The 13,122-nt window shown below is 34.3% G+C and carries 13 protein-coding genes; 5 read left to right on the forward strand and 8 right to left on the reverse strand.

What is annotated here, in order from left to right:
• Window positions 1-3: 3 nt before the first annotated feature.
• Complete coding sequence (locus tag ACOOWA_RS11760; RefSeq protein ID WP_421375433.1) at window positions 4-768, forward strand: TatD family hydrolase; 765 nt, start codon at window positions 4-6, stop codon at window positions 766-768.
• Between the two features lie 214 nt (window positions 769-982).
• On the opposite strand, the gene ACOOWA_RS11765 is transcribed toward ACOOWA_RS11760, so the two are convergent.
• From ACOOWA_RS11765 to ACOOWA_RS11800, 8 genes are all read right to left on the reverse strand, one after another.
• Window positions 983-2,251 (reverse strand): DEAD/DEAH box helicase, encoded by a 1,269-nt coding sequence (locus ACOOWA_RS11765; protein ID WP_421375435.1) that lies wholly within the window; start codon window positions 2,249-2,251, stop codon window positions 983-985.
• 167 nt (window positions 2,252-2,418) lie between these two features.
• Complete coding sequence (locus tag ACOOWA_RS11770; RefSeq protein WP_421375437.1) at window positions 2,419-2,907, reverse strand: DUF6438 domain-containing protein; 489 nt, start codon at window positions 2,905-2,907, stop codon at window positions 2,419-2,421.
• A gap of 109 nt (window positions 2,908-3,016) precedes the next feature.
• Window positions 3,017-4,000 (reverse strand): GTPase ObgE, encoded by a 984-nt coding sequence (obgE, locus tag ACOOWA_RS11775; protein WP_421375438.1) that lies wholly within the window; start codon window positions 3,998-4,000, stop codon window positions 3,017-3,019.
• A gap of 71 nt (window positions 4,001-4,071) precedes the next feature.
• A complete protein-coding gene (locus ACOOWA_RS11780) occupies window positions 4,072-4,650 on the reverse strand; it encodes an adenylate kinase (protein ID WP_421375439.1) in 579 nt (192 codons plus the stop codon).
• A 126-nt stretch (window positions 4,651-4,776) separates the two neighbouring features.
• Window positions 4,777-5,331 (reverse strand): hypoxanthine phosphoribosyltransferase, encoded by a 555-nt coding sequence (gene hpt, locus ACOOWA_RS11785; protein WP_421375441.1) that lies wholly within the window; start codon window positions 5,329-5,331, stop codon window positions 4,777-4,779.
• 168 nt (window positions 5,332-5,499) lie between these two features.
• Window positions 5,500-6,264: an exodeoxyribonuclease III gene (locus ACOOWA_RS11790; RefSeq protein WP_421375442.1), complete on the reverse strand. Its 765-nt coding sequence runs from the start codon at window positions 6,262-6,264 to the stop codon at window positions 5,500-5,502.
• 4 nt (window positions 6,265-6,268) lie between these two features.
• Window positions 6,269-6,652, reverse strand: coding sequence for a hypothetical protein (locus ACOOWA_RS11795; RefSeq protein WP_421375444.1), 384 nt, complete (start codon window positions 6,650-6,652; stop codon window positions 6,269-6,271).
• Between the two features lie 96 nt (window positions 6,653-6,748).
• Entirely contained in the window at window positions 6,749-8,293 is a 1,545-nt protein-coding gene (locus tag ACOOWA_RS11800; protein ID WP_421375446.1) for a response regulator, read from the reverse strand.
• 258 nt (window positions 8,294-8,551) lie between these two features.
• Between ACOOWA_RS11800 and ACOOWA_RS11805 the strand changes: the two genes are divergently transcribed.
• The 4 genes from ACOOWA_RS11805 to lpxA all read left to right on the forward strand — a co-directional run bounded on the left by ACOOWA_RS11805 (window position 8,552) and on the right by lpxA (window position 13,057).
• Complete coding sequence (locus ACOOWA_RS11805; RefSeq protein ID WP_421375447.1) at window positions 8,552-9,757, forward strand: HD domain-containing protein; 1,206 nt, start codon at window positions 8,552-8,554, stop codon at window positions 9,755-9,757.
• Window positions 9,758-9,846: 89 nt separating this feature from the next.
• The gene (gene lpxD / locus ACOOWA_RS11810) at window positions 9,847-10,878 is read left to right on the forward strand and encodes a UDP-3-O-(3-hydroxymyristoyl)glucosamine N-acyltransferase (RefSeq protein WP_421375448.1); all 1,032 of its coding nucleotides are present in this window, start codon (window positions 9,847-9,849) and stop codon (window positions 10,876-10,878) included.
• Complete coding sequence (locus ACOOWA_RS11815) at window positions 10,871-12,268, forward strand: bifunctional UDP-3-O-[3-hydroxymyristoyl] N-acetylglucosamine deacetylase/3-hydroxyacyl-ACP dehydratase (protein ID WP_421375450.1); 1,398 nt, start codon at window positions 10,871-10,873, stop codon at window positions 12,266-12,268. Before lpxD ends, ACOOWA_RS11815 begins: the two co-directional genes overlap by 8 nt.
• Window positions 12,269-13,057, forward strand: coding sequence for an acyl-ACP--UDP-N-acetylglucosamine O-acyltransferase (lpxA, locus tag ACOOWA_RS11820; protein ID WP_421375451.1), 789 nt, complete (start codon window positions 12,269-12,271; stop codon window positions 13,055-13,057). It abuts the gene before it with no gap.
• Window positions 13,058-13,122: the final 65 nt, after the last annotated feature.

The raw sequence follows: 13,122 nt of genomic DNA on the forward strand, positions 1-13,122 counted from the left end.
ATTATGATTGATACTCATACCCATTTATACGCAGATGAATTTGATGAAGACAGAAAAGAAGCGATTCAAAGAGCTTTAAACAAAGGTATTACAAGGTTTTACCTTCCTGCAATTGATTCTGAATCCCATGAAAAAATGCTGCAGTTGGAAAGGGAATATCCAGACCAAATTTTTTCGATGATAGGATTGCATCCTTGTTATGTAAAACCTGAATCTTGGGAACGAGAACTGGAAATTGTAAAGAAATACCTTGATCAAAGACATTTTCCGGCGATCGGAGAAATAGGGATTGATCTGTACTGGGATAAGACGACTCTAGATATTCAAGTGAAAGCTTTCGAGCAGCAGATTGACTGGGCCATTGAAAAAGATTTACCGATTGTCATTCATACCCGGGAAAGTTTTGATGAAACTTTTGAGGTTTTAGAAAGAAAAAAACATCCAAAACTTCGTGGAATTTTCCATTGCTTCTCAGGGAATTTAGAACAGGCAAAACACGTTATAGATTTAAACTTTATTTTGGGAATCGGTGGAGTAGTGACGTTTAAAAATGGTAAAATCGATCAGTTTTTACATGAAATTCCGCTTGATAAAATTGTTTTGGAAACCGATTCGCCTTATCTTGCTCCCGTTCCGTTCAGAGGAAAAAGAAATGAAAGCTCATATCTTGATTTGGTTGCCGGGAAACTGGTTGATATTTATAAAAAAGATTTTGTGGAGATCGACAGGATTACGAGTGAGAATGCGAAAAAAATGTTTATACATTAAATGATATGGAATTCATTAAAAAGTATTTTCATTACTTCCTTTTACTTTCTTCTATTTTCTTTTTGGGAAGTCCGGCAAAGTTTCCTGTTGATGATGGTTTTTTTTAAATCAAAGAATATGAAAACCCGGCAAAAACCTGGCAGACCAACTAGTATATACAAAACAAAATTTTAACATTATTAAAAAAGCCTTCCAAATCCGGAAGGCTTATATTTTATTTCTTTCTTGAGAAATTACTTTTATTGTTTGGCTTCTTGAAACCCACATCTTTTCTCTGTTGAGCAGGATTTCCTGGTTTTGGTCTCGGAATAAACGGTTTGTTGTTTGAATCTCTTTTTTCCACAACCAGATTATCAGTATGGTAAGGATGATCTTTCACGACAGGAATTTTCATACCTATTAATTTTTCAGTATCTCTCAGGTTAAGTAAATCCAGACCATCAACGAATGAAAGTGAACTTCCCTCAGATCCTGCACGACCCGTTCTTCCTATTCTGTGAACATAAGTTTCCGCAACATCTGAAAGTTCAAAATTAATGACATATTTCAGTTCATCAATATCAATACCTCTTGCTGCAATGTCGGTTGCTACCAAAACACGCGTTTTTCCTGATTTAAAATTATTTAAAGCATTCTGTCTTGCATTTTGAGATTTATTACCGTGAATAGCTTCCGTTGTAATTTTTGCAGCCAGCAATTTTTTTGCAATTTTATCGGCTCCGTGTTTCGTTCTTGAGAAAACCAAAACAGATTCTGAAATGTTATTTTGTAAAATATGAGTCAGAAGATCAAGCTTTTTGTCTTTATCTACAAAATAAATTGATTGCTTAATCGTTTCTGCCGTTGACGAAATTGGCGTTACAGAAACTTTAATCGGTGTATTCAAAATAGAATCTGCCAATTTTTGAATTTCCGTCGGCATTGTTGCAGAGAAGAAAAGTGTTTGTCTTCGTTGAGGTAAAAGTTTAATAATTCTTTTTACATCGTGCACAAAACCCATATCAAGCATTCTGTCGGCTTCATCCAAAACGAAGATTTCAAGATTTTTGAGAGAAATAATTCCCTGAGCAATAAAATCAAGCAATCTTCCCGGAGTTGCTACCAAAATGTCAACGCCTTTTCTTAAAGCTGAAACCTGACTTCCCTGTTTTACACCTCCAAAAATTACCAAATGTTTTAGAGGCAAATTTTTTCCGTACGCATTGAAGCTTTCTTCAATTTGAATGGCTAATTCTCTTGTTGGCGTAAGAATCAGTGCTTTTATATGATTGTTTTTCGGGCCTTTTCTTTCGGTAAGGTTTTGTAGAATCGGGATGGCAAAAGCGGCTGTTTTTCCTGTTCCTGTTTGTGCTGTTCCCAGAACATCTCTTTGTTCTAATATTGATGGAATCGCCTGTTCCTGAATGGGTGTAGGTTTTTCGTAACCTTGAGTCTGAAGCGCATCTAAAATGGGCTTAATCAGTTTTAAGTCTGTAAATAACAAAATTTTTGTTGTGTATTAAAATAATGCGGTCGAAGCAGTATACTTCATCATTTTTAGCAAATCTGTTAAAGTTTTTTTAACAGAGTTTTTAAGTAAAATCATTTACTATCTGGCTGAGAATGCCGCGAAATATGCTGCAAAGATAGGCTAAATTATTTTAACAATAATTACTGAACTTTTTCCCACTTTTGATTATGTTTCAAATCTTCAAAAAATTGGTAAACTGCGATTAGTTTTTCAGTTCCTCGTTTTCCGTAATCTTCTATATTTTTGTCTGTGCCATCTGAGAATTTGATTCTTAGGTAAGAAGTTGGCAAATCTGTAATATCTCGTGTTCCGTATTTTTCATTTAAACTTTTTACATTTAAACCGTCAAGAAGAGTTATCAATTTTTTGTAATCTTCATCTTTTATGTTTGTTTTAAAAGTTCCTTCTCTTGGCTTATCAAATTCACCTTTAGAAAATCCTTGAGAAAAATTAAAATGCTCTGCTTCCAAAACGGCAGTTCGGTCAGGATTGATGGTCATTTTAAAAATCGGGCAAGAACCAAAACAGGCTCCTGCTTCATATTCTATTGTGGAGTATTTCGACTGCATTTTCTGTGATTGGCATGAGAATAAAACTACAATGGCAAACAGGCTTAATAAATATTTCATTTATTTTAAATTTTGAAAAGTTTGTTTCAATAAACATTCCAAAACTAAAAATAAAAAAGAGAAACCCAAAAAGTTTCTCTTTAATTTATAATTCATAGAAAATTAATTTCTATCCATGAAGTCTTTTCCAAATGGCATCTTTCAGCTCAACCAAACCTTCTCCGGTAACCCCCGAGAAAAATAAAGGTTTTCTGTTTTCAGGAAATTCGGCTGAAATTTCTTTTCTCAATTCCTCGTCCAAAAGATCAGATTTAGAAATCGAAATGATAAAATCTTTATCTAATAATTCAGGATTGTATTCTTTCAGCTCGTTTTCCAGAATTTTAAACTCCTGAAAATGACTTTCAGAATCTGCCGGAATTAGAAATAGTAAAATTGAATTTCTTTCGATATGTCTTAAGAATCTGTGACCAAGACCTTTACCTTCTGCAGCTCCTTCGATAATTCCCGGAATATCTGCCATTACAAAAGATTTATAATTTCTGTAATCAACAATTCCTAAGTTGGGAGTTAATGTGGTAAATGCGTAGTTCGCAATTTTTGGTTTTGCCGCAGAAACAGAAGCTAATAAAGTAGATTTTCCGGCATTTGGGAAACCGACAAGACCTACATCTGCCAGAATTTTAAGCTCAAAAACAATATAACCTTCCTGACCTTCCATTCCCGGTTGTGCAAATCTTGGAGTTTGGTTGGTAGATGTTTTAAAAAATTCATTTCCTCTTCCACCTTTACCTCCTTCCATCAAGATGATTTCCTGGCCGTCTTCTAAGATTTCTCCTACAATTTCGCCTTCTTCATTCTTGGCAATTGTTCCAATGGGAACATCTATATAAACATCCTCACCGAAAGCTCCTGTTAATTGGTTTTTTGCTCCGTTTTCTCCACGTTCAGCTTTTACGTGACGGGTATAACGAAGCGGAAGTAAAGTCCATTCATGTGCATTTCCTCTCATGATCACATGACCGCCCCGACCTCCGTCTCCACCATCAGGACCACCTTTAGGAATATATTTTTCGCGGCGAAGATGGGCAGAACCTGCACCTCCGTGACCGCTTTTACAATGAATCTTTACGTAATCTACAAAATTTGACATAATTTTTTGTTGTCAGTTAATGGTTGTCAGTTGATTGCTGACAACTATCAACCATCAACTATCAACTGTTTTTATTTTACTTTTTCTACTTCAGCAAAAAGTTTTTCAGAAATCTCGTTGATTTCTCCTACGCCGTTGATCTCTACATATTTACCCTGTTGTTTGTAAAGTTCGGCTACTTCTGCTGTTTTTGCGTAGTATTCTTTGATTCTGTTTTCTATGATTTCCACATTGCTGTCATCTGATCTTCCGCTGATTTCTCCTCTTTTCAGTAATCTTTCAACCAAAAGAGAATCTTCTACAACCAAAGAAAGACAAACGTCGATAGTATCATTCAGTTCTTCTTTGACTATTTTTTCCAAAGCTTCTGTCTGAACTGCCGTTCTTGGATATCCGTCGAAAATAAATCCTGCAGCATCGCTTGGTTTTCTGATTTCGTCAATCAGCATATCTGTTGTTACCTGATCCGGAACCAATTCTCCTTTATCGATGTAAGATTTAGCCAATTTTCCAAGTTCAGTATCATTTTTCATGTTAAATCTGAAAAGATCACCTGTTGAAATTTGTTTTAAATTAAATTTCTCGATTAAATTTTGAGCTTGAGTACCTTTTCCACTTCCCGGAGGACCGAACAGAACAATGTTTATCATAATGTAGTTTAGCTGTTGGCAATTGGCGATAGGCTTCTTGCTTTAGCATTTTTAAATTAATAATTACTTTTTATTGAGATATAATTTTTAAAAGCTAATAGCCAAAAGCTAGAAGCTGATAGCAGTTTAATGGTTGATTTGTCCGTCTTCTAATTGATATAGATTCGGTAGGTTTCTTCCTAATTCATCATAATCCAATCCGTAGCCTAAAACAAATTTGTTTGGAATTTCCTTTCCGATATAATCCAGCTTAAAATCTTTCTTGTAAACATCAGGTTTCAGTAAGAATGAAGCAATTTTTACAGATTTCGGACGTTGAGTTTCGTTAAAATATTTAAATAGACTTTCAACAGTATTTCCTGTGTCTACAATGTCCTCAACAAGAATGATGTGACGGTCTTTCACGTCTTTCGTCAGTTCCATTTTCTGGTATACGATTCCTGTAGATTCAGTTCCTGCATAAGAGCTCATTTGGATGAAAGCAATCTCACATTCTCCAGGATAATGTTTAAGAAGGTCAGAAAAAAACATGATAACACCGTTTAAAACACCGATGAAAACAGGTACTTCATCTTTATAGTCTTCATAGATTTTCAAAGCTGTCGCTTTTACAATTTCCTGAATCTCGGCATCTTTTAAATAGGGAACAAATTTTTTGTCGTGAACTTGAATACTTTCCATAAAATTTTTAGTAGTCGGCAAAGTTAGGGATTTTTGATGAAAATGTTTTGCAGTTTTTTTAAGAATGCTTTTCTTGTAGGCTAAGTTTAATTTTTAAAAGACAATTTATTTGCAGTGATTTTATTTTAAACAGCCGGTATATTTATAGAATGATTAAATATTTTACTTTTAAAGATGAAGTTCAACTAAAGCAGGACAATGATCAGAATGTACTGCTTCTTTTAAAATAACAGCTCTCGAAAGTTTATCCTTTAAAGAATATGAAGCAAAATTATAATCCAGTCTCCATCCTTTATTATTGGCTCGGGAATTTTGTCTGTAGCTCCACCAAGTGTAATTGTCTGGTTGATCATTAAAAAACCTGAAACTGTCAATCAGTTCGCACTCTTCAATAAAATTGGTCATCCATTCTCTTTCCATTGGTAAAAAGCCTGAAGTATTTTTTAAACCAACCGGATTGTGGATGTCAATCGCCTGATGACAGATATTAAAATCTCCCGAAATAATCAGATTCGGGATTTCTTTTTTTAAATTTTTTATATATTTTGAAAAATCATGGCAAAACTGCATTTTAAATTCCAGTCTTTCGATATTTGAGGCAGACGGAACGTAAACTGAAATCACTGAAAATCCATCAAAATCCGCTCGCATCACTCTTCCTTCGTTATCGTAACTTTCAATTCCGCAACCATATTCAATATGATTAGGCTTTATTTTTGATGCAATTCCGACTCCGCTGTAGCCTTTTCTTACCGCTGAATGCCAATAACTGTGATAACCCGCTTTTTCAAGACTTTCAATATCGATCTGATCGTTTCCAGCTTTACTTTCCTGAATACAAATGATATCCGGATCAGCAGTTTTAAGCCAACCTAAAAAATCTTTTGTAAAAGCTGCTCTTATTCCGTTGACGTTGTATGTAATTAATTTCATAATTTTATTTTTCCCAACAAGAAATACATAAGTCTATCTCTGAATCACCAAGTAACTTCAATGTTTTAGCTGGTAGTTCTAAATTACACTGGTTTTGATATTCGTATAAGATCCAGAAAGAAATATGATTGCGATGAATGTTTAAAGTTTTTAAGGTTTCAAAATGGGGATTTAAAATTTTAATGAAATAGTCCACAAAATTTAATGCTTTTTCAGATTCATTAATTTCATAAATCCATACATCGGAAAATTTTGAAAGAGGCTGAACATTTAAATGTTTTGTAACCTGTTTAAAATTTGCCGTATTATTCTTTAAATCAATTCTTATTTGATATGTAATTCCCATTTCTCTCCAAAAATACAAAATGAAAATGGGTTCTAATCTCATAAAATAGTTTCGGGCGAAAAAAATCTTAGATTTTTTTCGCCCGAATTAAGTTTGTTGCTAAAAGCCAACTGCCAAAAGCAAGTTGCTAAGAGCTGACTATTTCGGCTCAAGAATACTAATCGGAATTATACATTCTTCCAAAGAAATTCCACCGTGCTGATACGTTTCCTTATAATAATTTACAAAGTGATTGTAATTTTTAGGATAAGCTAGAAACGTATTGTTTTTTGCGAAAATATATTTCGAACTTAAATTTCCTTTAGGTAAAAATAATTTCTCAGGATTGCTCACTGCCCAAACATCTTTGTCATCATACGTCAAACTTTTTCCGGTTTTGTATCGGATGTTGGTTGAGGTTTCTCTGTCTCCGACAACACGGCTTGGTTTTTTTACATAAACCGTTCCGTGATCAGTGGTAATCACCAGTTTGAATCCGCTTTCAGCAGCAAGTTTAATAATTTTGACTAATGAAGAGTTTTCAAACCAGTTGGAAGTCAAAGATCTGAACGTTTTATCATCTCTGATTAATTGATCAACAATATGATTATCTGTTTTTGCGTGGGAAAGAATATCAATAAAGTTATAAACGATCACCAAAAGATCATTGTTTTTATGCTGATTAAAATCGTCGTAAATTTTTCTTTCAAAATCAGCATTTAAAACCTTAAGGTATTTCATGGATTTTGAACTTAGACCAACTCTTTTCATCTGATCTTCCAGAAAATCTCGCTCAAATTCATTTTTGTTTCCATCTTCATTATCATTAAACCATTTTTCAGGAAAACGTTTTTCGATTTCTGAAGGTAAAAGTCCGGCAAAGAAAGAGTTTCTTGCATATTGAGTCGCAGTTGGAAGAATACTGTAATAATAATCTTCAGAAACCTTGTTGTAATATTTCTTGAAAAGAGGTTCGATCACTTTCCATTGGTCATAACGTAAGTTGTCGATCATCAAAAGAAGTACTTTATCTTTTTCAACTTCAGGTTTCACTTTATCCTTAAATAAAGTATGGCTCATCATTGGTTTATCAGAACCATTTAGCCAGTCTTCGTAATTATTTTCAATAAATTTTGCAAACTGAATGTTTGCTTCCTCTTTTTGTGATTGAAGAAGATCTGCAAACTCGTTATCAGTTACTTTATCAAATTTAAGTTCCCAATTCACGATTTTTTTGTAGTACTCTGCCCAATCCTGGTACGTTCTCAAATAAGAAAGTTCCATTGAAAGGCTTCTGAATTCCTGTTGATACTGAAGAATCGTTTTTTGCTCAACCAAATTATCTTCCTGAAGATTTTTCTTTAATGAAAGTAAAATCTGGTTTGGGTTTACCGGTTTTAAAATATAATCGGCAATCTGCGAACCGATGGCTTCTTCCATAATGTGTTCTTCTTCACTTTTCGTTACCATTACGATTTTCAAAGAATTATCTTTCTCTTTAATCATCGGAATAGCTTCCAGACCGGAAATTCCCGGCATATTTTCGTCGATTAATGTTAAATCAAATTTTTCCGAATCTATCAATTCCAAAGCTTCATTTACATTATTCACCGGAGTTACGTGGTAACCTTTCTTTTCAAGAAAAACAATGTGAGGTTTTAGTAAATCTATTTCATCATCAATCCATAATATTTTGTCTGACATACAAGTTTATTTTTTATGTGGATTAAACCATCAAAACTGTAACCAAAATTTGGTAAAAACTGCCAAATTAAAAGATATAAAAGTTAAATCTTCGTTAAAGATATCAGTTAGAAATTCAATCCTGAATTATTGCATGAAGATAAGATAAATAAGGCGATTTGTAAACAAATTTTAATGTTTATATTTTAAATAATAATTGTCAGTTTTCTTTGAATTGACTTTAAAAACTTAATTTTGCAATAGTCTCAGAACATTTCCATGCAGAATAAGCTTAAAATCATCAACGATCCGGTTCACGGTTTCATAAAAATTCCTCACGAAATTTTATTTGATGTCATCGAACATCCGTATTTCCAAAGATTAAGAAGAATTTCGCAGACCGGACTTTTAAATTTGATTTTCCCCGGAGCAACGCACACAAGATTTCACCATGCCATTGGCGCGATGCATTTGATGTTTACTGCTTTGGAAACTTTAAAACAAAAAGGAATTATTATTTCTGTTGAAGAAGAAAAAGGCGCGATGTTGGCAATTTTGATGCACGATATTGGTCACGGTCCGTTTTCTCATGCTTTAGAAAGTATGTTGATGGATGATTGGCATCACGAAAATCTTTCTTTATTATTAATGAATCGATTAAATGATGAATTTGAAGGTCAGTTGTCAATTGCAATTGAAATGTTTCAGGGGAAATATCACAGAAAGTTTTTTAATCAGCTGATCAGTTCGCAATTGGATGTTGACCGATTGGATTATTTAAACAGAGACAGTTTTTTTACAGGGGTTTCGGAAGGAAATATCAATACACAAAGGATTATTTCGATGATGAACGTCTGTAAAGAAGAATTGGTGATTGATGCAAAAGGGGTTTATTCTATTGAAAATTTCCTTACGGCGAGAATGTTTATGTATTGGCAGGTTTATTACCATAAAACTTCAGCTTTGGCAGAATTTATTTTGGTGAAAATCCTGGAAAGAGCAAAATATCTGGTTTCCGAAGGAGTTGATTTACCGGCAACCGAAAACTTAAAATATTTTTTAAGCAGAGGAAAAAGTGCAGCAACTGATGAAGATGTAGAGCGTTTTACACAATTGGATGATAATGATGTGATTCAGGCTATGAAAATTTGGCAGAAATCAGATGATTTTATCCTTTCTTATTGGTGCAAATGTGTGATTCAGCGTGATCTTCCAAAGACGATTATTTCTTCACACCCTTTTGATGAAAAATTTATTGAAGAAAAAATAAAGAATACGAACGATTTTTTTGGAATTGATAACGGTAATGAATTGGTGCATCAGATTAAGAGAAGTCTACTTCCTTATGATACAGAAAAACAGCCTATTTATCTTCTTCAGAAGAGTGGGAGAGTTTTAAAATTAGATGAGTCCGAAGATCAGCTTTTATCAGGTTTAATAGTTCATAAAACGCAAAGATACATTCTTGCATTTCCGAGACTATGATGGTGAATTTTTCTTAAATAATATTAAAATCGATATTCCATAAACTAAAAAATGTTTGCGAATAAGAGAATTTCTTATCTTTGCAGAATATGGAATTTACAGCTTCGCAAATTGCAAGTTTTATTGATGGAAAAATTATAGGTGACGCAGACGCACTTATTACCGGAGTTTCACCGATTGAAAGCGGAGAATCCGGGCATTTGTCATTTATTGCTCAAGACCGCTTTGCGCATCATTTAGATACTTCAAAATGTTCGGTACTTATTGTTACCGAGACACTTATCGATAAAAACCAATACAATCCCACACTTATTGCCGTAAAAGATGCTTATCTTTCATTTCAGGTTTTAATGAATCTGTATCAGGAAATGCAGGGCAGAAAAGAAGGTGTTGAAGATGGTTCTTCAATCCACGAAACTGCTGTGATTGGAGAAAAAGTATATATCGGAGCATTTACTTATGTTTCCGAAAAGGCTAAAATTGGTGAAGGTACACAGATTTATCCGCAGGTTTACATAGGTAAAGGGGTAAAAATAGGTAAGAACTGTAAAATTGACAGTGGTGCAAGAATTTATGATTACTGCATTATTGGTGATAATTGTGTTATTCATTCGAATACCGTAATTGGAGGCGACGGTTTTGGTTTTCAGCCCACTCCGGAAGGCTTTCAGAAAATTCCTCAATTAGGAAATGTTATCATTGAAGATAATGTGGAAATCGGATCAAATTGCAGCATTGACAGGGCTACAATCGGTTCTACCACAATCGGTAAAGGAACTAAAATTGATAATTTAATTCAAATTGCACACAACGTAAAAATTGGGCAGAATAATGTGATCGCCTCTCAAACAGGGATTGCAGGTTCTACAATTGTTGGTGACTGGAATCAGATTGGAGGTCAGGTGGGAATAGTAGGTCATATCAAAATCGGAAATCAGGTTAAAATTCAGGCACAAAGTGGTGTAAATTCCAGCGTTGATGATAAAGAAACGGTATACGGTTCTCCTGCAATTAGTTACAACGACTATCTTAGAAGCTACGTGCATTTCAGGAATCTTCCTGAGCTTGCGAAAAAAATAAATAAACTTGAGAATAACTCAAAAGATCATACTAATGAGTGATATGCAAAAAACCCTTCAGGAAGAGGTTACTCTTTCCGGGATAGGTCTTCATACTGGTAAAGAAGTAAAATTAACCATTAAACCTGCGAAAGAAAATACAGGTTTTGTTTTCGTAAGAACAGATCTTGAGGGCCGTCCTCATGTAGAAGCAGACGTAAACTATGTAGTTGCCACTGAAAGAGGAACTACTTTGGAGAAATTAGGCGTAAAGATCAATACTTGCGAGCATCTTTTAGCTGCTTTGGTAGGTTGCGATGTCGATAATGCTATTTTGGAAATGGATGCTTCGGAACCTCCGATTTTAGATGGTTCTTCGAAGTTTTTCGTTGAAGCTATCGAAAGTGTTGGTCTTGTAGATCAGGCTGTTGCAAGAGAATATCTTGTTATAAAAGAAGTTTTAAGCTACAGCGATCCTGCAACGGGATCAGAAATTACAATTATTCCTTCAGATACTTATGAAGTAACTACAATGGTAGATTTTGGGACTAAAGTTTTAGGAACTCAAAATGCTACTCTAAAAAATATTTCAGAATTTAAAGAAGAAATTTCTTCTGCAAGAACATTCAGCTTTTTGCACGAATTAGAGATGCTTCTCGATCACGGTTTGATTAAAGGTGGAGATATTTCTAATGCAATTGTATATGTTGATAAAGATTTAACTCCTGAAACAACAGAAAAACTAAAAACTGCTTTTGGTAAAGATCACGTTTCAATCAGACCCAACGGAATTTTAGATAATTTAACTTTAAACTATCCAAACGAAGCTGCAAGACACAAATTGCTTGATGTGATTGGTGATTTGGCTTTATGCGGAGTAAAAATTAAAGGTAAAATTATTGCTAATAAACCAGGACATTTTGTAAATACTCAGTTCGCTAAAAAACTGAACCGTCAATGGAAATTACAGAAAAAGAAAAACGTTCCTGATTTTGATTTAAATAAAGAACCGGTTTTTGACATTAACGGAATTATGAGATTAATGCCTCACCGTTATCCGTTTTTGTTGATTGACAAAGTTCTTGAGCTTTCAGATACTCACGTTGTAGGCTTAAAAAATGTTACGTTTAACGAACCGTTTTTCGTAGGACATTTTCCTAAAGAACCGGTTATGCCGGGAGTTTTACAGGTTGAAGCTTTAGCACAAACCGGTGGGATTTTAGTTTTGGCAAGCGTTCCGGATCCTGAAAATTATTCTACTTATTTCATCAAAATTGATAAGGTGAAATTCAAAAGAAAAGTAATTCCGGGAGATACGCTGGTTTTTAAAATTGAATTGATCACACCTATTAGAAGAGGTATTGTTCACATGCAGGGTTACGGATATGTAGGAGATACAATCGCTGTAGAAGCTGAACTGATGGCTCAAGTTGCAAAAAATAAAATTGATTAAATGATTCATCAGTTAGCGGCCGTTGACAAGCGTGCAAAAATCAGCAAAAATGTTGTAGTAGAACCGTTTACTACCATTGCGGGCGATGTGGAAATAGGAGAGGGAACATGGATTGGTTCGAACGTTACCATCATGGATGGTGCAAGAATCGGTAAAAACTGTAGAATTTTCCCGGGAACTGTAATTTCTGCAATTCCTCAAGATCTAAAATTCGATGGCGAAGATACACAAACCATAATCGGTGACGATACTACAATCCGAGAATGTGTAACGGTAAACAGAGGTACAAAAGCTTTAGGTTATACAAAAATCGGAGCCAATTGTCTGATTATGGCAACTTCCCATATTGCACACGACTGTTTAATTGGTGATCACGTTATCATTGTAAACGGTTGCGGAATTGCCGGTCACGTAGAAATAGGTGATTATACGGTAATGGGAGGTTTATCGGCCGTTCATCAATTCGGGAAAATCGGGAAACACGTAATGATTTCCGGTGGAACTTTGGTGAGAAAAGATATTCCGCCTTATGTGAAAGTTGCTCGTGAACCAATGTCTTATGCAGGAATTAATTCTGTTGGGTTAAGAAGAAGAGGTTTTACCAACGAAAAAATCTTCGAAATTCAGAAAATTTACAGAGCAATTTTTCAGATGAAAATGAATGTTTCTCAGGCCGTTTCACACATTGAAAAAGAAATGCTTCCGACTGCTGAAAGAGATGAAATTCTTCAGTTTATTCAAAATTCGCCAAGAGGTATCGTAAAAGGATACGGAACGGGTAAAGAATAATTTAAATTAAAAAATAACTATATAATCGAGTTTAAACCCCTTAAACTCGAAATTTTAAACCAAAA

Origin of the sequence: Chryseobacterium sp. GP-SGM7 (genome assembly GCF_049166575.1) — a bacterium.
Classification (GTDB): Bacteria; Bacteroidota; Bacteroidia; order Flavobacteriales; family Weeksellaceae; genus Chryseobacterium.